Source organism: Leclercia adecarboxylata, assembly GCF_035787115.1.
Lineage (GTDB): Bacteria > Pseudomonadota > Gammaproteobacteria > Enterobacterales > Enterobacteriaceae > Enterobacter > Enterobacter adecarboxylatus_E.
The window spans coordinates 1216586-1238125 of record NZ_JALKTL010000001.1 but is presented as its reverse complement, the minus strand read 5'-3'; the positions used below and the strand labels follow the sequence as shown (position 1 = coordinate 1238125).

Here is a 21540-nt window from a genome sequence, read left to right as displayed (position 1 = left end):
GTCAGCGTAACGCTAACAGCTGACGCGTGTACTCCTGCGTCGGCGCGGCAAACACGCGCTGACAGTCTCCCTGCTCGACCACCTCTCCCTGACGCAACACAATCACCTGGTGACATAGCGCGCGTACCACCTGTAAATCGTGGCTGATAAAGATATAGGCCAGGCGATGTTTTTGCTGCAACGCCTTCAGCAGCGCCAGGATCTGTGCCTGGACGGTTTTGTCGAGCGATGAGGTCGGTTCATCCAGAATAATCAACTCCGGTCGCAGGATCAGCGCGCGGGCAATGGCGATCCGCTGGCGCTGGCCGCCGGAAAAGGCGGCGGGATAACGATGCCGGGTCTGCGGATCGAGCCCCACTTCCCCCATCACCCGGATAACTTCCTCTTCGCGTGCCTGCAGGCTCAGGTCGGGCTGGTGTACGCGCAATCCCTCCTCAACGATCTGCTGCACGTTAAGCCGCGGGTTAAGTGAGGAGTTAGGATCCTGAAAAACTACCTGCATCCGGTGGCGGACGGGTAACATCTGGCGCCGATCCCATTGATGCAGGGGCTTTTCGTCAAACAGGATCTCCCCCTTTGAGGCGATCAGGCGTAGCAGCGCCAGCCCGGTAGTGCTCTTGCCGGAGCCGGATTCGCCCACCAGCCCCAGGGTCTCGCCGGGGCGCAAGGTAAAGCTGACGTTGTTTAGCACCTGCTTATTGTCCACGACCCGGCGCAGGATGCCTTTTCGCACAGGAAATGCCACAGAGAGATCTTTCACGCGCAGTAGCGGCTGAGCGGCGTCTTCCAGTGGGACGGGATCGCCTGCGGGCTCGCTGTTGAGCAGGCGCTGGGTGTAGGGGTGCTGCGGTGAGGCAAGCAGCGACGCGGCACGGTTCTGTTCCACGCAGCGGCCGTTTTGCATCACCGCCACCTGGTCGGCCAGTTTTTTCACGATGCCGAGATTGTGGGTGATGAACAACAGGCTCATGTTCAGCTCGTCGCGCAGTTCGCGCAACAGCTGCAGGATCTGTGCCTGCACCGTAACATCCAGCGCGGTTGTCGGTTCATCGGCGATCAGCAGCTCCGGGCGGGTCAGCAGCGCCATGGCGATCATCACCCGCTGGCGTTCACCGCCCGAAAGCTGATGAGGAAAATCGCCGAGCCGTTTTGCCGCATTGCGGATCCCGGTCCTTTCCAGGCAGTCCAGCATCTCTCCCCGGGCAGCTTCTTTGCGCATCCCGCGGTGCAGAGAGAGCACCTCATAGAGCTGTTTTTCCAGGGTGTGCAGCGGATTGAGCGACACCATCGGCTCCTGGAAAATCATGGCAATTTTATTCCCGCGTATCCCGCGCAACGTACGTTCATCGGCGTGCAGCAGCGACTCGCCGTGAAAAAGGATATCACCCTGGGGATACACCACCGGTGGGGCAGGCAGCAGACGCAGGACAGACAGGGCGGTAACGCTCTTTCCGGAACCCGACTCGCCCACCAGTGCCAGCGTCTCGCCGGCCTCTATCTGCAGGGAGATATCCTTCACCACGGTGCGCACTTCGCCTTGCTGGCGAAAGGCAACGGAGAGCGCGTCGATATGGAGCAGAGGCTGCGTCATGTTAAACCGCCTTATTCGGATCAAAGGCATCGCGTACCGCTTCGCCAATAAAAATCAGCAATGAGAGCAGCACGGCAACGCAGAGGAACGCGGTGATCCCAAGCCACGGCGCCTGCAGATTATTTTTGCCCTGTAACAGCAGTTCCCCCAGCGAAGGCGAGCCCAGCGGCAGGCCGAAGCCGAGAAAATCGAGCGAGGTGAGGGTGGTGATGGAGCTGCAAAGAATAAACGGCAGAAAGGTGAGCGTGGCCACCATAGCGTTTGGCAGCATGTGGCGAAAGATGATCCCGCGATCGCTCACCCCCAGCGCCTGAGCCGCGCGAATGTAATCGAAGTTGCGGGTGCGCAGAAATTCCGCCCGCACCACGCCCACCAGCGCCATCCAGCCAAACAGTACCGTGATGGCCAGCAGCCACCAGAAGTTGGGCTGCACCACGCTTGAAAGCAAAATAATTAAGAACAGCGTCGGCATACCGGACCACACTTCGATAAACCGCTGCCCCCAGAGGTCAATTTTGCCGCCGTAATAGCCCTGGATCGCTCCGGCCAGTACGCCCATGACGCTGGAAAACAGGGTCAGCAGCAGGCCAAACAGGATAGAGATTCGCGTTCCGTACAGAATACGCGCCAGCACATCCCCACCATTGGCGTCGGTGCCCAGCCAGTTTTGCGCCGAGGGTGGCGACGGGAAAGGGGTGGTGGTGGCAAAGTTAATGCTGCTGGCGCCAAAGCGGATCGGCGTCCAGAGCACCCAGCCGTGCTCGTTTAACTGCGCCTGGAGCCACGGATCCTGATAATCCGCAGCGGTGGCGAAGGGGCCGCCAAAATCGCTCTCGCTGTAATTCTTGACAACCGGAACGTACCAGCGATCGTTGAAGTGCACCAGCAACGGCTTGTCGTTAGCGACGATCTCCGAGCACAGGCTCAGCGCAAAAAACAGGGCGAAGATCCACAGCGACCAGTAGCCGCGGCGGTTGTGACGAAAGCGAGCCCAGCGGGCCTGGTTGATGGGGCTTAAGCGCGGCATCAGCGACCCTCAAAATCAATACGCGGATCGACCAGCGTATAGCAGATATCACTGAGGATATTCAGCAGCAGGCCAATCAGGGTGAAAATATAGAGCGTGCCAAACATCACCGGATAATCCCGCGAGACGGTGGCTTCGTAGCCCAGCAGACCCAGGCCGTTAAGGGAGAACATCACCTCAATTAACAGGGAGCCGGTAAAGAACATGCTGATAAAGGTGGCAGGAAAACCGGCGATCACCAGCAGCATGGCATTGCGAAAAATATGTTTCCACAGAATGCGCCGCTCGCTCACCCCCTTGGCACGGGCGGTCACCACATACTGCTTGCGGATCTCGTCGAGAAAGGCGTTTTTGGTCAGCATAGTCAGCGCCGCAAACCCGCCGATTACCGTCGCCAGCACCGGCAAGGTGATGTGCCACAGGTAGTCGGTTATCTTCTTGTACCACGGCAGGGTGCTGAAATCGGTCGAAACCAGCCCGCGCAGCGGGAAGAGATCGAAATAGCTGCCGCCAGCGAAAAAGACAATCAGCAGGACGGCAAACAGGAACGCCGGGATAGCGTAACCGATAATAATGAACGTGCTGCTCCAGATATCGAACCGGCTGCCGTTGTCCATCGCTTTGCGGATGCCGAGCGGGATCGAAACCAGATAGATAATCAGCGTTCCCCACAGACCCAGCGTAATGGAAACCGGCAGACTCTCCTTGATCAGATGCAGCACCGACGCGCTGCGAAACAGGCTGTCGCCAAAATCAAAGCGCAGATAATCCCCCAGCATTTTGAAGTAGCGCTCGTGGATCGGCTTATCGAAGCCGTAACGCTGGGTGATCTCAGCGATCACCTCAGGATCCAGCCCGCGTCCGCCGCGATAGTGGCTCTCATTGATATTGCCCACCCCGGTGCGGGCATGGCTGGCGCGCATCCCTTCATCACCGCCGCCGGGCATCGTGCCACTGTTGCCAAATTCAATGGCGGCAATCGCCTGATCCACCGGGCCGCCGGGGGCAATCTGCACGATAAAAAAGTTGATGGTGATAATCGCCCACAGGGTGGGGATCACCAGCAGTAAACGACGAAGTAAATAAGCGCCCATTGCAATCCCTTAACGCCGTTCGGCGGGTAATTTTGCCGCTTTGTTAACGTCATACCACCAGTTTTCAAACCCGAGGGAGTAAACCGGGCGCTGCGAGGGAAGGGCGAACTTATCCCAGCGGGCGACCCTGTCCTCCCCCATGAACCACATTGGCAGCATGTAATAGTTCCAGGTCAGCACCCGATCCAGCGCCCGTCCGAGGGGGAGAAGCCTGGCTTTATCCCCCTGGGCGGCGACGATTTGCGCGATCAGGTTATCTACCGCCGGGTTTTTTACGCCCGGAGAATTATAGGTTGAATCAATGTACTGGGAGGCCCACGAAATCTGCAGATCGGTGCTCGGCCACGGCATCGCCCGCCACAGACGCGGCATCATGTCGTAATCGCGGTTGCGCATCCGGTTGGTGATTTGTGAATTATCTACCTGGCGAATGTTCATGGTGATGCCCAGCCGTTCAAGATTGTGCTGGAACGGCAGCACCCACTGATTATTGCCCCCGGAGGGCAGCAGCAGTTCAAAACTGAATGGTTTGCCGGTTTGCTTGTTGACCCGCTGCTTATTTTTGATGATCCAGCCCGCCTCATCCAACAGCTGGCTGGCTTTCAACAGATTATTACGATCGTAGCCGTCGCCTTTCGAGACGGGCGGCTGAAAGACGCTGGTAAACACCTCCGGGGGAACGGCACCTTTCAGCGGCGCGAGAAGCGTCAGCTCGGCGGCGTCCGGATAGCCCGCTGCGGCGTACTCGGTATTCTGAAAATAGCTGCTGGACCGGCTGTAGGCCCCGTAGAACAGCGCTTTGTTCATCCATTCAAAGTCGAAGGCGAGGGTGATGGCCTGGCGAACGCGGCGGTCGGTAAATACCGGGCGCTGAATATTAAACGCCAGCCAGCGCGTGTCCTGGGCGGAATCGTTTTTAAAGGACTCTTTAACAATGTAGTGGCGGTCAAAATTTTTTCCGTTGTAGCGGGTGGCCCAGTTTTTAGCGCTGCTCTCTACCCGCATATCAAATGCACCCGCTTTAAAGGCTTCGAAGGCCACATTGTCGTCCAGATAGTAGTCGTAGCGCAGGGTGTCAAAATTCCAGCGGCCCCGGTTCACCGGCAGGTTTGCCGCCCAGTAATCTTTTACCCGGGAATAAATGACATATTGCCCCATTCTCCAGCTTGTGATGCGATAGGGACCGCCTGCCAGCGGTGGGGTGGAGAGCGGATCGCTGAGCTTATGATCTTTCCAGAATTTTTCCGGCATCACCGGCAGGGTCAGCAGGCTCAGCATGTCCTCTTTGTTGGCGCTGGTCAGCGCGATGCGCACCGTCAGCGGAGCGATAGCCGTCACCGTCGCCCCTTTATAGACCAGCCGGAACTGCGGCACGCCTTCGGTCATAAATTTATGGAAGGTGAAGGCAACATCGCGGGCAGTGACCGGCGTGCCGTCGTGAAAACGCGCCAGCGGGTTGATTGTCAGCTCCATCCAGGAAAAATCATCGGCGTAACGTGCGGTTTCGGCCACCAGCGGATAGTAGCTGCCGGGCTCATCGTCTGAAGTGGTAAAGAGAGTGTCGTAGAGAGCGTCGGTCCTCTCTGCCGCCACGCCGCGCAGGGCGTAGCGATTGAAGTTATCGAAAGTACCATTCGCCGCCAGGGTAACAGCGCCCCCTTTTGGCGCGGCGGGATTGACGTAATCGTAGTGATCGAAATTGATGGCGTATTTAGGCTCGCCGATAACCGCGAAGGCGTAGCTCTCTTTAATAGTTTGTGCCTGACTGAGACCGCTCATCAACGCTACCAGCAGCACTACAATGCGCACAATCATTCCGCTACGTTTTCCTTATCTGTTCTGCCCGGGCGAGATATCTGAATAATAAGTGACGTAGCGAGGGTTGGGCAATTATTCGCTATCAAGATGGATATCAGGTTTCCAGCTCAGGAACTGCTCCAGAGGCATGGGCCGGCTTATCCAGTAGCCCTGCAGCAGATTGACGCCGTGATCGCGCAGCCATTTCGCCTGCTCGGGGGTCTCGACACCTTCGGCGATTGTCACCATATTCAGCCGCCGGGCCAGGGTCAATACCGCATCCAGTACCGGCGAGGTAACGGTTTCCATGCCAATGGCGCTCACGAAGCCCCGATCGATTTTGAGGTAATCCATGGTAAAACGTTCAAGGTAAATCAGGGCACTGTGACCGGTGCCAAAATCATCCACGGCGATTTCAAAACCTTCCAGATGCAGCCACTCGAAAAGCTTTGTCGCTTCCCGTTGATTGAGCATGTCGCGCTCTGTAATTTCCAGCACAATCTGGAAGTGATCCGGCGGCAGCGAGGCGGCGAATTTGCGCATATCGTCCTTAAAGCTGTCGGCGTGCAGATGGCCTGGCGAAATATTGATGCCAATCTTTGCACCCGGAGGCAGACGTTTAGCTAACGCCGGCGCGTCGCGAAGGATCAGGTCGAACAGATGCAACGTCAGCGGCACAATCAGCTGCTGGGCTTCTGCGAAGTTAATAAAAGCATCCGGCGGGATCGCGCCAGCACCGGGATGCTGCCAGCGCATCAGTACCTCCACGCCACGCATCTGCAGATCGCGCGCGTCCACCACCGGTTGATACACCACATGAAACTGATTCTGCTTAATGCCGGTCAGGATCTCTTTACGCGGATTGGCGCGCATCATCAGCCAGTAGAAGCAGAGTACCCCGATGCTGGAGCCGCACATCAGACCAAACAGCAGTGCGAAGATCAGATCTTCCACCGTCCAGCTATCGGCATAGAGATGAATAGTGAGTGGTAGCCCGTCGATCTGGCTGGAGCGCGCAGGACGTTCGTTCAGATCCGACACGTGGGTTAAGCGATTTGAATAGGTCGAAAAAACCATATCTCCTATAATCAGGGCGATGCCTGCAAACTCGTCCTGGCGGGCGGTATAGAGTAGATAAGGAGTGAGGTTAAGGTTAATGGAGGTAAATACCCCGCCATCTTTCATCAGTTGATTACGATGCCACAACACAATGGCAGGTTTTTTCGGCATCATCGGCGTACCCGGCAGAAGCGCCATGTCCACCGTTTTGTTTGCGTCGATTTCCGGCACCAGCTCGCTGAGCGGAACATTCATCGGTCCGGTTGCTGACGAGCAGAAAGCCATTCCGTCTTTAACCAGCAGAAAGGCGCGAACGTTAAGACTGAATGAGGCGCGGGAAGTGAGTTCGGATCTGACGTCCTGGCACTGGCTGAGCGTCAGCGGCTGCAATTCATCAATAGAAACGCGTAGCTCTTTAAAATAACTTTCCATGTAGTCATGAAGGTCGATAATTAAATTATCGTATTTCACTTCACGTTTGTGATAACTGACAAAAAACTGTATACCGCCGCAGAGCAGGGCGACTATAAGTGCTGAAAGCACGCTGAGCATCAGCACTTTTCGGCGGGATGATAAATGGCGGGTAAACATAAATGTTATCGGATCCTGATGTGCCGCCCGCGTTATCATGACGGCTAAACTCACGCAACTACCTGACTATAGCCTGGAACCACCAGGCCAGAATCTCATATTGAGACAAAAAAAAAAGCACTGCCATAGCAGTGCTTTTTTACCATGCTGTCAGCCAAGGGAAACAGACAGCACAGGCGGTTAACTGCGAGTCAGTACACGACGCGCTTCGTTGTAGCGCTTCTTCCAGTACGGCTCGTTCATACTGGAGATCGTCACACCGCTGCTGGTGGACGCGTGGACAAACTGGTCGTTACCAATATAGATGCCGACATGACGGCCGGTTGAACCCGCGCGGAACAGAACTAAATCGCCGGTGCGTAAGCTGTTACGCGAAATCGATTTGCCCATTTCCTGTTGTTGATAGGTCGAACGCGGAAGTTCTAAACCAAACTGCTCGCGGAAAGTACGCTGTACGAAACCGGAACAATCAATGCCTTTTCGTGTTTCGCCGCCAAGACGATAGCGCACGCCTTTCCAGCTGGCATACTGGTCCATTAATCGGGATTTAATATCCAGATTGCTGACCATCTTTTCAAATTCATCCTGAGAAGCTTGCAGTGAAGAGGCGTCTTCTGACCCCACAACACGCGTCTCAGGATGCATATTCTTTGCGGTGTTCGATGCGCTACAAGCAGAAAGCAGAACCGCGACTGCAATCGCCGGGATTACCCGTGAGAAGTATCTCAAGATCGGTTGAGATTTGACCATGTTGTTTATTTTCCCTTGAAGTCCTTAACGACAAATATCGTTATAAAAAATGCCAAGCGAGACGAGACTAATTACCTGCGCACTATCAGACAATTCTTTATGGTCAAATCTGTGGCGAATCGCACAAATTTCTTTACATCGAAAATAAATGCAGCGCTGAGGTAAAACGAGTCTGAGATTACCTGATTGAGACAGGCATTGCGAGCAAAAATATGCAGTTTTTTATAAGTAAATGTGATACTCAAAGCGCGGAGCCGGGAGAGCACTCTGGCGGGGTAATTTAGCTTAAGTATTGAACAACATATTAATTTCTATCGTGATTAATATGACAGGAAGATGACGGGCGCTGTAAATGTATTGGGAAGATCCATCAGGACCCGAGAATGGTTCCTGATGGATACTGTTAATTTCCGTTAGTAACTAGTTTTAGGGATGTTGAATTAACCAGGCAGGTAACGATCAAAGAAGGCGATTAAACGCTCACTTAACGGGGTCATCAGGCACCAGGGAAGCCCAATCAATGCCACAGAAAGGGACCCGACGGCAATATCACTGAACCAGTGCGCACCGATCATTACCCGCGGGAAAGAGAAAACCATAAAAATAATCAGGGCTAATGCGAAAGTCTTATGACCGAAATAACGCCACATAAAAGCGGTGAAAATAAGCAGCATCATTCCGTGATCGCCGGGGAAACTATCCTTTGAGGCGTCTTTTGTCGAAATATGCAGCAATTCACTGACGCGGTATATATCCGGGAAAAATAGCGTCGGACTTGAGCGTTTTACCGGAATAATGGCCTGTGCCAGCTGGTTCAGAACCACCGCCGTTAGCAGCATCACCAGACCGATAATAAGGATACGCCGACGCCCGGCGGGACTCTCTTTACGCCAGAACGTCAGCATCAGGTAGCCCATCGCCAGCAGCGAGCAGCCGTCAAACGCACGGTTGTTGGTGATCGCCACCAGCCACAGAAAGGCACGGCTTTCCACCAGCTTTTGGTTAAAGAAGTGGAATATCCCGCTATCCAGCGGGAACCAGAATCCGTGGTTGGCCGGCAGATACCAGGATAAAAAGAGCGCCACACCGGCGATATTGAGCAATAAAATGGGGAATAGTCGGGTTTTCATCATCACGCCGTAAGCAGTTAAACCAGGGCAACGTTAGTTGCCCGAACTTAAACGAAGCTTCAACAAGCTCGACTGTAAGGCGTTCCAGTCGGTGTTAACCGCACTAATTAACTCTATTCGGCTGTCTGGTGGCGCCACACCCTGCGTTTCGATGAAGAAATCTTCGCCCTGGCGATTAATCCGCACCAGTCCATCGGGCGTACGCATCACCCCCTTTACCCGTTCAACCGGAGCAAGCCGCGCCCACTCCAGTAAACCGATGGTGTCGAAGCAGGTGTCGGCGTCGAAGACCCAGCCGCAGGCCTGATGCCCCTGGCCGCTGTTCAGGCTGCGACGCCAGCGCTGGTGGGCAGGCAGGCTCAGTGCCGCCAGACCCTGTTTCTCGCTGTGGCTGTGGGAATGAGCTGCGCTGGCGGGCAGTTCAGCAAGATTGCGTCGCGGCAGGTCGAGCAGGGCGTTGTCCACATTTCCCTGAGTCGCGTGGACGAGCTGACGTTCGCCGCCAAAGTGCTGCCACCAGAGATCCAGCGCAGCGCGGCTTTCCGGGGTGGCGCGGTCCTCTTTATTGGCAATGATGATATCGGCGGCGGCAAGCTGGTCGCGGAAATTTTCGTTGTGGACAAATTTCTCGTCCAGCAGCTGGCGGGGATCGAGCAGGCAAAGGGTAGCACGCAAATCAATCCAGGGTTCATAGACCGGGGCGGTCAGCAGATCGAGGATCTGCTTCGGATGACCGAGCCCGGTCGGTTCAATCAATAGCCGGTCGGGCTTACCCTGTCGCAGCAACGTGTTCAGCCCCACCTGCATTGGCAGGCCATTCACACAGCACATGCATCCTCCCGGGATCTCCTTTATCAGCGCCCCGTTATCGGCCAGCAGTGAACCATCAATGCCTATCTCGCCAAATTCATTGACCAGCACGGCCCATTTTTCGTCAGGATCTTTATTCGCCAGCAGGTGCAGTATCGACGTGGTTTTCCCGCTGCCGAGAAAACCGGTAATGAGGTTGGTTTTAGTCACAGGTGCTCCAGGGTGATAAATGTAATGCTATAACAATTATCAGTAATCCTGGCGGAAAAGCGTCGTGTTGGGAAGGGGAAGGGCGAACGGGAGGCTTCCCGCTCGCCTTAAACGCACCGGAGGTTAAAGCTGGAGCGTCTCGACAACCGCCTGGCGTGCGCCCGCCTGGCAAATACGCTGGTACGCCCGGCTGATGGCCTCCACGAACTGCGGTTCCTGCGGCAGGTCGTGACCAAAAATTTCACTCAGCGCCAGCAGGGCGGTAACGCGTTCCTCCTCGCTGCTGGTGTCGACAATGGCGCGAATTTTATCGCTCAGCGGATCGCGGATATCAATGGCATTGCCCGCGTCATCCACGCCGCTGACGTAGCGCATCCAGCCCGCAACCCCAAGCGCCAGCAGCGGCCAGGCGGTGTCGCGCTGAAGGTGGCGGCGGATACTCTCCAGCATTCGCTGAGGCAGCTTCTGACTGCCGTCCATCGCAATCTGCCAGGTACGGTGTTGTAAGGCTGGGTTGGCGAAGCGGTCAATCAGACTGTCGGCATAGGCGGTCAGGTCCACGCCGGTGATACGCAGCGTCGGTGCCTGTTCGCTTAGCATCAGACGGCGGGCGGCGTCACGCAACGCGCTGTCGTCCATACAGTCGTTAATGTGGGCAAAACCGGCCAGGTAACCGAGATATGCCAGGAAAGAGTGGCTGCCGTTGAGCATGCGCAGTTTCATCTGCTCCCACGGCAGAACGTCCTGCACCATCTGCACGCCGGCCACTTCCCACTCCGGGCGCCCGGCGACGAAGTTATCTTCGATAACCCACTGAATAAACGGTTCGCAGCTGATGGCGCAGGGATCTTCAACCCCTACTTCCCGGGCGATTTCCGCAAGGGATTCTTCAGTGGCGGCAGGGACGATCCTGTCCACCATCGTGCCCGGGAAACTGACGTTAGCGGCGATCCACTCCGCCAGCTCCGGCGAGCGTTTGTGGGCCATGCCCAGCACGGCGTTTTTCACCACGTGGCCGTTATCCGGAATGTTATCGCAGGAGAGCACGCTGAAGGGCGACAGGCCGCGCTCGCGACGGCGATGCAGGGCTTCGACGAGGATCCCTGGCGCCGAGTGTGGTGCATCGGGGTACTCCAGATCGTGGATGATGCGTTCATTATGGGTGTCCAGCTTGCCGGTAGCCGGATCGATGCAGTAGCCCTTCTCTGTAATGGTCAGAGAGACAATCGCCACCTGCGGCTCGCAAAACTTCTCAATAATGGCCGCGAGCGAATCCAGTTTCGCGTTCAGGCATTCATGGACCGCCCCCACGATAATCGGCTGATTACCTTCGGCCCCTTTTTCGAGCACCGTAAACAGATGATCCTGCGCGCGCAGCTGACTCATCAGCGTATCGCCGCTGAACAGGCTAATCTCACAGATCCCCCAGTCGCCGCCCTGGGCGTTAAGCACCCGATCGGTCAGCAGTGCCTGATGGGCGCGATGAAAGGCGCCAAAGCCGAAATGCACAATCCGGGAGCGTAATGTCTGGCGATCGTACTGCGGCTGTAACACGTGAGCAGGGAGCGTGGTGGAGGCAATTGTCTTCATGAAATAAACACCTGATTAACCATTAATTAACAAGGTCAGTGTAAAGTTATATGACAACAAATTAAATTGGTGAGCCGTAAATATCCGGGAACTGTGAGATGGATCAATCAATGTAGCGAGGCGTGTTGACCTGTTTCAGTACGCATGTATGGTAGTCGTCATCACATAATGAAATATTGGTATAACAACTTTAGAGGGTGAATCGATGGAACAAACCTGGCGTTGGTACGGGCCAAATGATCCTGTTTCTCTTGATGATGTGCGTCAGGCCGGCGCAACGGGCGTTGTCACGGCGCTGCACCATATTCCTAACGGTCAGGTGTGGCCGGTGGAGGAGATCAAAGCGCGTCAGGCGCTGCTGGCCGAGAAAGGGCTCACCTGGTCGGTAGTCGAAAGTATTCCGGTTCACGAAGAGATAAAAACCCACTCCGGCGATTATAAAACCTGGATCGCGAATTATCAGCAGAGCATTCGCAACCTTGCGGCCTGCGGCGTTGATACCGTGTGCTACAACTTTATGCCGATCCTCGACTGGACACGCACCGACCTCGAGTACACATTGCCGGATGGTTCAAAAGCGCTGCGTTTTGACCAGATCGCCTTTGCCGCGTTTGAGCTGCACATCCTGAAGCGCGAGGGTGCCGCAGCAGACTACACCGCAGAAGAGCAGCAGCAGGCGCAGGCGTGGTTCGAGGCGGCAGGCGACGCGGATATTGAAAAATTAACCCGCAATATCATCGCCGGCCTGCCGGGAGCAGAGGAGGGATATACCCTCGACCAGTTCCGCGCGCGTCTGGCGGAGTACGGCAACATCGACAAAGACCAGCTGCGGGAGAACATGGCCGTCTTCCTGCGCGCTATCGTGCCGGTTGCGGAAGAGGTGGGCGTGCGTCTGGCGGTGCACCCGGACGATCCGCCGCGTCCAATCCTGGGTCTGCCGCGTATCGTCTCCACCATCGAAGATATGCAGTGGCTGAAAGAGACGGTCGACAGCATTAATAATGGCTTTACCATGTGCACCGGTTCGTACGGCGTGCGGGCCGATAACGACCTGGTGCAGATGATTGAAACCTTCGGCGACCGTATCCACTTCACCCACCTGCGGGCAACCTGCCGGGAAGCGAATCCGAAAACCTTCCACGAAGCCGCGCATCTTGGCGGAGACGTAAATATGGTAGCGGTCGTGGATGCCATTCTGGGAGAAGAGAAACGCCGTAAGCAGGCGGGCGATCTGCGTCCGATTCCGTTCCGTCCGGATCACGGGCACCAGATGCTGGACGATCTGCGCAAAAAAACCAACCCGGGCTACTCGGCGATTGGCCGTCTGAAAGGGATGGCGGAAGTGCGCGGCGTAGAGCTGGCGCTGAAGATGACTAAATATCCAGAGCTTCTTTAAGCCTTAATACCCGGTGGCGCAGCGCTTACCGGGCCTACAAAAAAACCGGCCAATGCGCCGGTTTTTTTATGCGTGCTTTTGCAGGGCGGGTAAGGCGAAGCCGCCACCCGGCGTAAAGGGCGCGCACTATCAGTCAGCACGACCCATATAACGTTTTTCTTCAATATGGATACGGATTTTTTCGCCAGCGGAGAGGTATTCCGGCACCTGTACCACCAGACCGGTGGTCAGGGTCGCCGGTTTGTTACGCGCGGACGCTGATGCACCTTTAATGCCCGGTGCCGTATCCACGATCTCGAGATCGACGGTCTGCGGCAGCTCCAGCGCCAGCAGGACGCCATCCCAGGTCAGAACCTGCATGTCAGGCATCCCGCCTTCCGGAATAAACAGCAGCTCTTCTTCAATCTGATCTTTGGTGAAGATGTATGGCGTGTAGTCTTCTTTGTCCATAAACACGTATTCGTTGCCGTCAACGTAGGAGAAATCAACATAGCGACGGGTCAGGGTAACGGTATCCACGATATCGTCGCCTTTGAAACGCTCTTCTACTTTCAGACCGGTACGCACATCAGCAAAACGCATTTTATACAGCGTTGCTGCGCCTCGGGCGCTGGGTGCCTGAATATCGATGTCTTTCACAATCAGCAGCTTGCCGTTGTAATTCAGCACCATTCCTTTCTTAATTTCGTTCGCTCTTGGCATTGCAGTAATCCTGTTAACGGGAAGGTCAAAAATATCGCGTCAAAGTACTCGCGCGCGGCTTTTCAGGCAAGTGGATTTCGCGGCTTTTGCTATCAATACGTAAAAGGTGTTACTGTGCGCGCCACGCCCGGCTCCTGGGCTTCTTTCAGGTAAAGTGCATATATGGATTGCCGTCCGGACTGCGGAGCATGCTGCACCGCGCCCTCCATCACCAGCCCCATTCCCGGGATGCCCAACGGCAAGCCTGCTAATACGCCCTGCGTGCAGCTGGACGCGCAACAGCGCTGTAAAATCTTCGGCTCGAGCTCGCGGCCCAAAGTGTGTGCTGGCCTGCAGCCGTCGCGGGAGATGTGCGGCGACACGCGTCATCAGGCCATCACCTGGCTGCTCGAACTCGAGGCGCTCACCGCGCCTTAAATATCCTTAATACGCGTCAGGCACAGCAGGGTAATGATGCACATCCCCAGCGCAATCCAGAAGACCGCATGGTAACTCCAGATCTCGGCCACGATCCCCGCCATTGAACCAGCGATAATCCAGCCCACGCGGGTGGTATTGGTATACAGCGTGGTGGCGGCCCCCGCCTGACCTGGCATCAGATCCTGGAAATAGAGCATGCCGATCCCGGCGAGAATCCCGATATAGATAGCGTTCAGCAGCTGCAATCCCAGTAACACCACTGGCGTGTGGGCGGTCAGCATGCCGACGTAAAACAGCAGACCGGCAACGGCGGCCAGGCGCATCAGGAAGCGTTTACCGAAGCGTTTTGCGTAGTAGCCCGCAATCAGCATCGTCGGGATCTCCAGCCCGGCGGCCGTCCCCATCATGACCCCCGCCAGCTTCTCTGACAGATGCAGCTCATTAATGATAAACAGCGGCATATTGATGATGTACAGGCTGTTGGTGCCCCACATGAGGGTGCAGACGGTAAACAGCAGCAGGGCGTCGCGACGGTTGCGGCGCGGCGACTCCAGTACGCTGCTGGCCAGCTTCGGCTCCTTGCGCATCGTCGGCAGGAAGATCCACACCATCGCGCCACAGACCACAAACGCCACGGCGGCGCTGAGGTACATTACCGTGAAGCCAAAGCCCATCGCCAGCGCATAGGCCAGCGGAGGCCCCACCACCCACGCCAGTGAGACCTGGGCGCGCAGGATCGAGCTGAACATCACCGCTTCGCGGCCGGTGTGGTCGGCATGCTCCCGGGCTAAGGCGAACAGCTGCGGGTTGGCGGTGGAGCCAAAGCTGCTGAGGAACACCCCGACAAACAGCAACACGAAATAGTTACGGTTCCAGGCGAACAGCAGGCAGGCAAAAACGCCCAGCAGGCAGCAAAAAACGATCAAGGATTTGCGGTCGCCTTTCTTGTCCGAACGCCCGGCCAGAAACTGGCTGACCAGGATGCCGATAATGGCGCTACCGGTAAAGAAGAAGCCGACCATCGCCGGACGGGCATGCACTTCGTTGGTCAGGAACAGGCTCAGCGTCGGGATCTGTAACGCCCCGGCAATGCCGGTGAGGAAAGCAACAATCAAAAACGCCGACGAGGTCAAATCAAATGACCTGGATGAAGTGGCCGCGGGAGTGGTGTGCATGTTTCTGTATCAGTGATATGAAGAGAGGCGGAGTTTACGCCGCTTGTCAGAAAATAAACAGAGAGTGAAGCCAATTACCCCACAAAAAATCAAAATCCCTTTTCAGAATATCCTGGGATGCTGCTGAAGTTGCTGAAACAGAGCGGCAGAATTTAAAACAGGCCAGAAAAAATGATTTTCCTGCCAATAAAATGTGCTGCACATCTAATTTTTGTATGCTGAATTGTAACTTTTCTTGCAAGCTTTTGTAGAAAGCGCAAGACTTATTGAAACGTTTCAGCGCTATCGGGTACCTCTTATTCAGCCGGAATAGCGTATTTTTTCTCAAGTTAGCTGAAACGATTCAATTTCAGCAGGAGTGGAGAACAATGTTCCAGTTATCCGTGTCAGACATCCATCCGGGCGAACAGGCCGGGACTAAAGAAGAGGCTATCCGGCAGATCGCTGCCGCGCTGGTGCAGGCGGGCAACGTCGCTAACGGCTACGTTGACGGCATGCTGGCGCGCGAATTGCAGACCTCGACCTTCCTTGGCAATGGCATTGCCATTCCGCATGGCACTACCGATACGCGCGACCAGGTGCTGAAAACCGGCGTTCAGGTTTACCAGTTCCCGCAGGGCGTGCTGTGGGGTGAAGGCCAGGTGGCTTACGTCGCTATCGGCATTGCCGCCAGCAGTGATGAACACCTCGGTTTGCTGCGTCAGCTGACGCACGTCCTGAGCGACGACGACGTGGCTGAACAGCTGAAATCCGCCACCACCGCAGAAGAGCTGCGCGCGCTTCTGATGGGTGAAAAGCAGAGCGAAGCCCTGAAGCTGGATAACGAGACGCTGACCCTGGACGTGGCGGCTTCCGACCTGGTGACCCTGCAGGCGCTGAACGCCGGCCGTCTGAAAGAAGCCGGTGCGGTGGATACCGCTTTTGTGGCTCACGCCATTAACGACAAGCCGCTGAACCTTGGTCAGGGCGTCTGGCTGAACGACTGTGCTGAAGGCAACCTGCGCAGCGCGATCGCGGTTAGCCGTGCGGCCACCCCATTCGATACCGCCGGAGACACCACGGCGATGCTGGTGACCGTCGCGATGGCGGACGACCAGCCGGTAGAGGTGCTGAAGCGCCTCGGCGACCTGCTGCTGAACAAAAAAGCTGAACGGTTGCTGAAAGCCGATGCCGCAACCTTACTGGCGCTGCTGACCAGTGATGATGTGAACACCGATGAACTGCTGAGCGCCGAGTTTGTGGTGCGTAACGAACACGGCCTGCATGCCCGTCCTGGCACCATGCTGGTCAATACCATTAAGCAGTTCAACAGCGACATCACCGTCACCAACCTCGACGGCAGCGGTAAACCGGCCAACGGTCGCAGCCTGATGAAGGTTGTGGCGCTGGGCGTGAAGAAAGGGCATCGCCTGCGTTTCACCGCGCAGGGGGCGGATGCTGAACAGGCGCTGAAAGCGATTGGCGACGCCATCGCTGCCGGTCTGGGGGAGGGCGCATAATGAGCAGACGTGTTGCCACTATTACGCTGAACCCGGCTTACGACCTCGTGGGCTTTTGCCCGGAAATTGAACGCGGCGAAGTTAACCTCGTGCGTACCACTGGCCTGCACGCGGCAGGTAAAGGGATTAACGTCGCTAAGGTGCTGAAGGATCTCGGGATTGACGTCACCGTCGGCGGCTTCCTCGGTAAAGATAATCAGGATGGTTTCCAGCAGCTGTTCAGCGAGCTGGGGATCGCCAACCGTTTCCAGGTGGTGCAGGGGCGGACCCGCATCAACGTGAAATTGACCGAGAAAGATGGCGAAGTCACCGATCTGAACTTCTCCGGTTTTGAAGTCACCCAGGCAGACTGGGAGCGTTTTGTGAATGACTCCCTGAGCTGGCTGGGTCAGTTCGACATGGTCTGCGTCAGCGGCAGTCTGCCGTCCGGCGTCAGTCCTGAAGCCTTTACCGACTGGATGACGCGCCTGCGCAGCCAGTGCCCGTGCATCATCTTTGACAGCAGCCGCGATGCGCTGGTGGCCGGTCTTAAGGCCGCGCCGTGGCTGGTCAAACCTAATCGTCGCGAACTTGAGATCTGGGCTGGCCGTAAGCTGCCAGAATTAAAAGATGTGATTGATGCCGCCCATGCCCTGCGTGAGCAGGGTATCGCGCACGTGGTGATCTCCCTGGGCGCTGAAGGGGCGCTGTGGGTTAACGCCTCTGGAGAATGGATCGCTAAACCGCCGTCGATGGAAGTGGTCAGCACCGTCGGTGCGGGCGATTCGATGGTAGGGGGGCTGATTTATGGCCTGCTGATGCGTGAATCCAGCGAACATACTTTACGTCTTGCCACCGCCGTTGCTGCCCTGGCCGTCAGCCAGAGCAATGTCGGGATCACCGATCGTACCCAGTTAGCCGCGATGATGGCGCGCGTTGACTTGAAACCTTTTAACTGACAGCAGGAGAGGCATAATGAAAACGCTGCTGATTATTGACTCTGCACTCGGACAGGCTCGCGCCTATATGGCGAAAACCCTGCTGGGTTCGGCGGGACATAAAGCACACCTTGATTTCATCGACAACCCGGGCGATGCCGAGCTGGTTATCGTGCTGGGCGACAAAATCCCGGCGGACAGCTCGCTGAATGGCAAAAAAGTGTGGCTGGGCGACATTAACCGCGCCGTTGCCCACCCGGAACTGTTCCTGAGCGAAGCGAAAGGCCATGCGGCGGTCTATACCGCACCTGCCGCAGCGGCAACCCCTGTTGCGGAAGGTCCGAAACGCGTGGTCGCGGTTACCGCCTGCCCGACCGGCGTGGCACATACCTTTATGGCGGCTGAAGCCATTGAAACCGAAGCCAAAAAACGCGGCTGGTGGGTAAAAGTGGAAACCCGCGGCTCTGTAGGCGCGGGCAATGCCATCACCCCGGAAGAGGTGGCGGCTGCGGATCTGGTGATTGTGGCGGCAGATATCGAAGTGGATCTGGCGAAGTTTGCCGGTAAGCCGATGTACCGCACCTCAACCGGTCTGGCGCTGAAGAAAACTGCGCAAGAGCTGGATAAAGCCCAGGCAGAAGCGAAGCCGTTCCAGCCTGCCGGCAATACGGCAACTGCGGCTTCTGAAGGCAAAAAAGAGTCCGCAGGGGCGTATCGTCACCTGCTGACGGGCGTGTCCTATATGCTGCCGATGGTGGTCGCGGGCGGTCTCTGTATCGCGCTCTCCTTCGCCTTTGGTATCGAGGCCTTTAAAGAGCCAGGTACCCTGGCAGCAGCGCTGATGCAGATTGGCGGCGGCTCGGCGTTCGCGCTGATGGTGCCGGTCCTGGCAGGTTATATTGCGTTCTCCATCGCTGACCGTCCGGGTCTGACCCCCGGTCTAATCGGCGGTATGCTGGCCGTGAGCACCGGCTCTGGCTTTATCGGCGGGATCATCGCCGGCTTCCTTGCTGGTTACGTGGCGAAGCTTATTAGCTCGAAGCTGAAACTGCCGCCAAGCATGGAAGCGCTGAAACCGATCCTGATCATTCCGCTGTTCTCCAGCCTGATTGTCGGTCTGGCAATGATCTACCTGATCGGTAAACCGGTTGCGGGTATTCTTGAAGGCCTGACCCACTGGCTGCAGACCATGGGCACCGCAAATGCGGTCCTGCTGGGGGCAATCCTCGGTGCGATGATGTGTACCGATATGGGTGGTCCGGTGAACAAAGCGTCTTACGCCTTCGGTGTTGGCCTGCTGAGTACCCAGACGTATGCCCCAATGGCAGCCATCATGGCGGCAGGGATGGTGCCACCGCTGGCGCTGGGTCTGGCAACTATTGTTGCCCGTCGTAAATTCGATAAGGCGCAGCAGGAAGGCGGGAAAGCGGCGCTGGTACTGGGTCTGTGCTTTATCACTGAAGGGGCGATTCCGTTCGCTGCCCGTGATCCGATGCGTGTACTGCCGTGCTGTATCGTCGGTGGCGCGGTAACCGGTGCTATCTCCATGGCGATTGGCGCGAAACTGATGGCGCCGCATGGTGGTCTGTTTGTTCTGCTGATCCCTGGCGCAATCACGCCGGTGCTGGGTTACCTGTTCGCGATTATCGCCGGTACCCTGGTGGCGGGCCTCTCTTACGCGGTGCTTAAACGTCCGGAAGCAGAAGTGGTCGCCGCGAAGGCAGCTTAACCATATGTGATACGAAAAGGGCAGAGGCGACTCTGCCCTTTTTTTTGCCTTAAAATGTGCAACGACCCGTTATTATGCGGTGGCCTCGGCATGCTGTTGCGCTTTCAGCCAGGCGATCTCCTCGGCCCAGATATCCGGGTTGATGGTTTCCAGCACCATCGGAATACCGTCGAAACGCGGATCCTGCATGATAAACCGGAACGCATCATGTCCGATATTACCTTCACCCAGGCTGTGGTGGCGGTCAACGCGGCTGCCGAAGGCGCTTTTCGCGTCGTTGAGGTGCATACCGCGCAGATACTTAAAGCCGACGATGCGCTCGAATTCGGCGAAGGTTTTTTCACAGGCTTCAATACTGCGCAGGTCATAACCGGCGGCAAAAGCGTGGCAGGTATCAATGCACACGCCGACGCGGGTTTTATCCTCCACGCCGTCGATGATGGCTGCCAGATGCTCAAAGCGGAAACCGAGGTTGCTGCCCTGGCCGGCGGTATTTTCGATCACCGCCGTAACCCCTTCGGTCTGCGCCAGCGCGATATTAATCGACTCGGCGATCCGCGCCAGGCAGTCGTCTTCATCTATTTGTGACAGATGGCTGCCGGGGTGGAAGTTGAGTAACGTCAGGCCCAGCTGCTCGCAGCGCTGCATCTCATCCAGGAAGGCATCGCGGGATTTATCCAGCGCCTCCTGAACCGGATGGCCAAGGTTAATCAGGTAGCTGTCATGGGGCAGGATCTGACCGGGCGTGAAATGGTATTTTTCGCAGACCGCTTTAAACTCATCAATCCCCTGAGGAGTGAGCGGCGCGGCGCGCCACTGGCGCTGATTTTTGGTGAACAGGGCGAAAGCGGTCGCCTCGATTTCGGCGGCGCGAATGGCGGCATTTGCCAGACCGCCAGCAGCGCTGACGTGCGCTCCAACGTATTTCATAAAGGGACTCCTGTTAACCCACAAACGCCTATGATAGCGGGTTAACAGGAGAAGGCTACAGCGGTTTATGCCATCAGGCTATGAACCGCCAGGTTAATGGCGCCCCCGCCGACAATCAGCCAGACGAAAAGCAGCAGCGCCATCAGCAGCGGTTTAGCACCGGCTTTTTTCAGGGCACTGACGTGGGTGGTTAAGCCCAGCGCCGCCATCGCCATTGCCAGCAGCACCGTATCCAGCGTCACCAGCATATCCACCACCGCCTCAGGCAGCAGATGGAACGAGTTGAATATCGCGACGACAATAAACAGGATGGCAAACCACGGAATGGTGATTTTGCTTTTCTCACCGCTGCCCGCCGGAGCAAGCTGTTTCACCCGCGCCGCCAGAATCAGCAGGAACGGCGCCAGCATCATGACCCGCAGCATTTTGGCGATCACCGCCGCATTTTCTGCGTCCGGGCTGATGGCATGACCCGCTGCCACCACCTGGGCGACCTCATGCATCGTCGAACCGATGTAGATCCCGTAGGTTTCCGGGCTAAACCAGTGCGCCACCAGCGGATACATTGCCGGATAGAGGAAGATTGCCAGCGTACCGAAGATCACCACCGTCGCCACCGCCACGGTCACTTTACTGGACTCGGCCTTGACCACCGGCTCGGTGGCCAGCACCGCCGCGGCACCGCAAATGCTGCTGCCCGCGCCAATTAACCAGCTGGTCTGCTTGTCGAGCCCGAACACCTTCTGGCCGATAAAACAGGCCAACATAAAGGTACTGGTCAGGGTTAATATGTCGATTGCAATCCCGCTTACCCCGACGTCGGCGATCTGCGCGAAGGTCAGGCGAAAGCCATAAAGAATTATCCCCAGACGCAGCAGATGCTGTTTGGCAAAAATTACGCCGCCGTCACAGGCTTTGTAGATCTGCGGGTAGACCGTATTCCCGACGACCATCCCCAACAGGATAGCCAGCGTCAGGGCGCTGAATCCCGCTCCCGCCACCGCCGGAATGCTGCCGCCCAGTAACGCAACGCCGGTAACCAGCGCGCTCAGCGCCAGGCCCGGAATGTAGTGCCACAGTGTACGATGATGCTGTAGGGTGAGTGTTGTCATAACCTTCTCCT

At 56.7% G+C, this 21540-nt stretch carries 18 protein-coding genes; 5 read left to right on the top strand and 13 right to left on the bottom strand.

Going from position 1 to position 21540, the window contains the following annotated elements; translation table 11 throughout:
- Position 1 precedes the first annotated feature (1 nt).
- The 9 genes from yejF to MXM41_RS05860 all read right to left on the bottom strand — a co-directional run bounded on the left by yejF (position 2) and on the right by MXM41_RS05860 (position 11649).
- A complete protein-coding gene (gene yejF, locus MXM41_RS05900) occupies positions 2 to 1591 on the bottom strand; it encodes a microcin C ABC transporter ATP-binding protein YejF (protein WP_325930490.1) in 1590 nt (529 codons plus the stop codon).
- A gap of 1 nt (position 1592) precedes the next feature.
- Entirely contained in the window at positions 1593 to 2618 is a 1026-nt protein-coding gene (locus tag MXM41_RS05895; protein ID WP_325930489.1) for an ABC transporter permease, read from the bottom strand.
- The gene (locus MXM41_RS05890; protein WP_325930488.1) at positions 2618 to 3712 is read right to left on the bottom strand and encodes a microcin C ABC transporter permease YejB; all 1095 of its coding nucleotides are present in this window, start codon (positions 3710 to 3712) and stop codon (positions 2618 to 2620) included. The genes MXM41_RS05895 and MXM41_RS05890 overlap by 1 nt, the downstream gene beginning before the upstream one ends.
- 9 nt (positions 3713 to 3721) lie before the next feature.
- Positions 3722 to 5527, bottom strand: a complete 1806-nt coding sequence (locus tag MXM41_RS05885) for an extracellular solute-binding protein (protein ID WP_325930487.1) — start codon at positions 5525 to 5527, stop codon at positions 3722 to 3724.
- Positions 5528 to 5602: 75 nt separating this feature from the next.
- Positions 5603 to 7159 (bottom strand): cyclic di-GMP phosphodiesterase, encoded by a 1557-nt coding sequence (locus MXM41_RS05880; RefSeq protein ID WP_325930486.1) that lies wholly within the window; start codon positions 7157 to 7159, stop codon positions 5603 to 5605.
- Between the two features lie 180 nt (positions 7160 to 7339).
- Entirely contained in the window at positions 7340 to 7909 is a 570-nt protein-coding gene (gene mepS / locus MXM41_RS05875; RefSeq protein WP_325930485.1) for a bifunctional murein DD-endopeptidase/murein LD-carboxypeptidase, read from the bottom strand.
- A gap of 440 nt (positions 7910 to 8349) precedes the next feature.
- Entirely contained in the window at positions 8350 to 9039 is a 690-nt protein-coding gene (locus MXM41_RS05870; protein ID WP_325930484.1) for a phosphatase PAP2 family protein, read from the bottom strand.
- A gap of 33 nt (positions 9040 to 9072) precedes the next feature.
- A complete protein-coding gene (locus MXM41_RS05865; RefSeq protein WP_325930483.1) occupies positions 9073 to 10059 on the bottom strand; it encodes a GTP-binding protein in 987 nt (328 codons plus the stop codon).
- Positions 10060 to 10182: 123 nt separating this feature from the next.
- Positions 10183 to 11649 carry a fructuronate reductase gene (locus MXM41_RS05860; protein ID WP_325930482.1) on the bottom strand — a complete coding sequence of 489 codons (1467 nt, stop codon included), beginning with the start codon at positions 11647 to 11649 and terminating at the stop codon, positions 10183 to 10185.
- A 205-nt stretch (positions 11650 to 11854) separates the two neighbouring features.
- Here MXM41_RS05860 and uxuA point away from each other — a divergent pair, with 205 nt between their 5' ends.
- Entirely contained in the window at positions 11855 to 13045 is a 1191-nt protein-coding gene (uxuA, locus tag MXM41_RS05855; protein WP_325930481.1) for a mannonate dehydratase, read from the top strand.
- 129 nt (positions 13046 to 13174) lie between these two features.
- Here uxuA and yeiP read toward each other — a convergent pair whose 3' ends face one another.
- Entirely contained in the window at positions 13175 to 13747 is a 573-nt protein-coding gene (yeiP, locus tag MXM41_RS05850) for an elongation factor P-like protein YeiP (RefSeq protein ID WP_103825003.1), read from the bottom strand.
- A 162-nt stretch (positions 13748 to 13909) separates the two neighbouring features.
- On the opposite strand from yeiP, the gene MXM41_RS05845 reads away from it, so the two are divergent.
- Positions 13910 to 14164 carry a YkgJ family cysteine cluster protein gene (locus MXM41_RS05845; protein ID WP_325930478.1) on the top strand — a complete coding sequence of 85 codons (255 nt, stop codon included), beginning with the start codon at positions 13910 to 13912 and terminating at the stop codon, positions 14162 to 14164.
- Here the strand turns inward: MXM41_RS05845 and setB are convergent.
- Positions 14161 to 15342 carry a sugar efflux transporter SetB gene (setB, locus tag MXM41_RS05840; RefSeq protein WP_325930477.1) on the bottom strand — a complete coding sequence of 394 codons (1182 nt, stop codon included), beginning with the start codon at positions 15340 to 15342 and terminating at the stop codon, positions 14161 to 14163. The genes MXM41_RS05845 and setB overlap by 4 nt on opposite strands.
- Positions 15343 to 15710: 368 nt before the next feature.
- On the opposite strand from setB, the gene fruB reads away from it, so the two are divergent.
- The 3 genes from fruB to fruA are packed head-to-tail and all read left to right on the top strand — an operon-like array spanning position 15711 to position 19487.
- Positions 15711 to 16841, top strand: coding sequence for a fused PTS fructose transporter subunit IIA/HPr protein (gene fruB, locus MXM41_RS05835; RefSeq protein WP_325930476.1), 1131 nt, complete (start codon positions 15711 to 15713; stop codon positions 16839 to 16841).
- Positions 16841 to 17779, top strand: a complete 939-nt coding sequence (fruK, locus tag MXM41_RS05830; protein WP_325930475.1) for a 1-phosphofructokinase — start codon at positions 16841 to 16843, stop codon at positions 17777 to 17779. Before fruB ends, fruK begins: the two co-directional genes overlap by 1 nt.
- Positions 17780 to 17795: 16 nt before the next feature.
- Positions 17796 to 19487: a PTS fructose transporter subunit IIBC gene (gene fruA / locus MXM41_RS05825; RefSeq protein ID WP_325930474.1), complete on the top strand. Its 1692-nt coding sequence runs from the start codon at positions 17796 to 17798 to the stop codon at positions 19485 to 19487.
- A 72-nt stretch (positions 19488 to 19559) separates the two neighbouring features.
- Here the strand turns inward: fruA and nfo are convergent, their stop codons facing one another.
- Both nfo and MXM41_RS05815 read right to left on the bottom strand, forming a co-directional pair.
- Positions 19560 to 20417: a deoxyribonuclease IV gene (nfo, locus tag MXM41_RS05820; protein ID WP_325930473.1), complete on the bottom strand. Its 858-nt coding sequence runs from the start codon at positions 20415 to 20417 to the stop codon at positions 19560 to 19562.
- A 65-nt stretch (positions 20418 to 20482) separates the two neighbouring features.
- Complete coding sequence (locus MXM41_RS05815) at positions 20483 to 21529, bottom strand: YeiH family protein (RefSeq protein WP_325930472.1); 1047 nt, start codon at positions 21527 to 21529, stop codon at positions 20483 to 20485.
- Positions 21530 to 21540: the final 11 nt, after the last annotated feature.

What these genes read in the sequence shown, in the direction of transcription:
- MXM41_RS05885 (WP_325930487.1), bottom strand. Translation starts at nt 5,527, where the DNA reads ATGATTGTGCGCATTGTAGTGCTGCTGGTAGCGTTGATGAGCGGTCTC.
- yeiP (WP_103825003.1), bottom strand. Translation starts at nt 13,747, where the DNA reads ATGCCAAGAGCGAACGAAATTAAGAAAGGAATGGTGCTGAATTACAAC.
- MXM41_RS05845 (WP_325930478.1), top strand. Translation starts at nt 13,910, where the DNA reads ATGGATTGCCGTCCGGACTGCGGAGCATGCTGCACCGCGCCCTCCATC.
- setB (WP_325930477.1), bottom strand. Translation starts at nt 15,342, where the DNA reads ATGCACACCACTCCCGCGGCCACTTCATCCAGGTCATTTGATTTGACC.
- yejF (WP_325930490.1), bottom strand. Translation starts at nt 1,591, where the DNA reads ATGACGCAGCCTCTGCTCCATATCGACGCGCTCTCCGTTGCCTTTCGC.
- MXM41_RS05860 (WP_325930482.1), bottom strand. Translation starts at nt 11,649, where the DNA reads ATGAAGACAATTGCCTCCACCACGCTCCCTGCTCACGTGTTACAGCCG.
- uxuA (WP_325930481.1), top strand. Translation starts at nt 11,855, where the DNA reads ATGGAACAAACCTGGCGTTGGTACGGGCCAAATGATCCTGTTTCTCTT.
- MXM41_RS05890 (WP_325930488.1), bottom strand. Translation starts at nt 3,712, where the DNA reads ATGGGCGCTTATTTACTTCGTCGTTTACTGCTGGTGATCCCCACCCTG.
- nfo (WP_325930473.1), bottom strand. Translation starts at nt 20,417, where the DNA reads ATGAAATACGTTGGAGCGCACGTCAGCGCTGCTGGCGGTCTGGCAAAT.
- MXM41_RS05815 (WP_325930472.1), bottom strand. Translation starts at nt 21,529, where the DNA reads ATGACAACACTCACCCTACAGCATCATCGTACACTGTGGCACTACATT.
- MXM41_RS05870 (WP_325930484.1), bottom strand. Translation starts at nt 9,039, where the DNA reads ATGAAAACCCGACTATTCCCCATTTTATTGCTCAATATCGCCGGTGTG.
- MXM41_RS05880 (WP_325930486.1), bottom strand. Translation starts at nt 7,159, where the DNA reads ATGTTTACCCGCCATTTATCATCCCGCCGAAAAGTGCTGATGCTCAGC.
- fruB (WP_325930476.1), top strand. Translation starts at nt 15,711, where the DNA reads ATGTTCCAGTTATCCGTGTCAGACATCCATCCGGGCGAACAGGCCGGG.
- fruA (WP_325930474.1), top strand. Translation starts at nt 17,796, where the DNA reads ATGAAAACGCTGCTGATTATTGACTCTGCACTCGGACAGGCTCGCGCC.
- fruK (WP_325930475.1), top strand. Translation starts at nt 16,841, where the DNA reads ATGAGCAGACGTGTTGCCACTATTACGCTGAACCCGGCTTACGACCTC.
- mepS (WP_325930485.1), bottom strand. Translation starts at nt 7,909, where the DNA reads ATGGTCAAATCTCAACCGATCTTGAGATACTTCTCACGGGTAATCCCG.
- MXM41_RS05895 (WP_325930489.1), bottom strand. Translation starts at nt 2,618, where the DNA reads ATGCCGCGCTTAAGCCCCATCAACCAGGCCCGCTGGGCTCGCTTTCGT.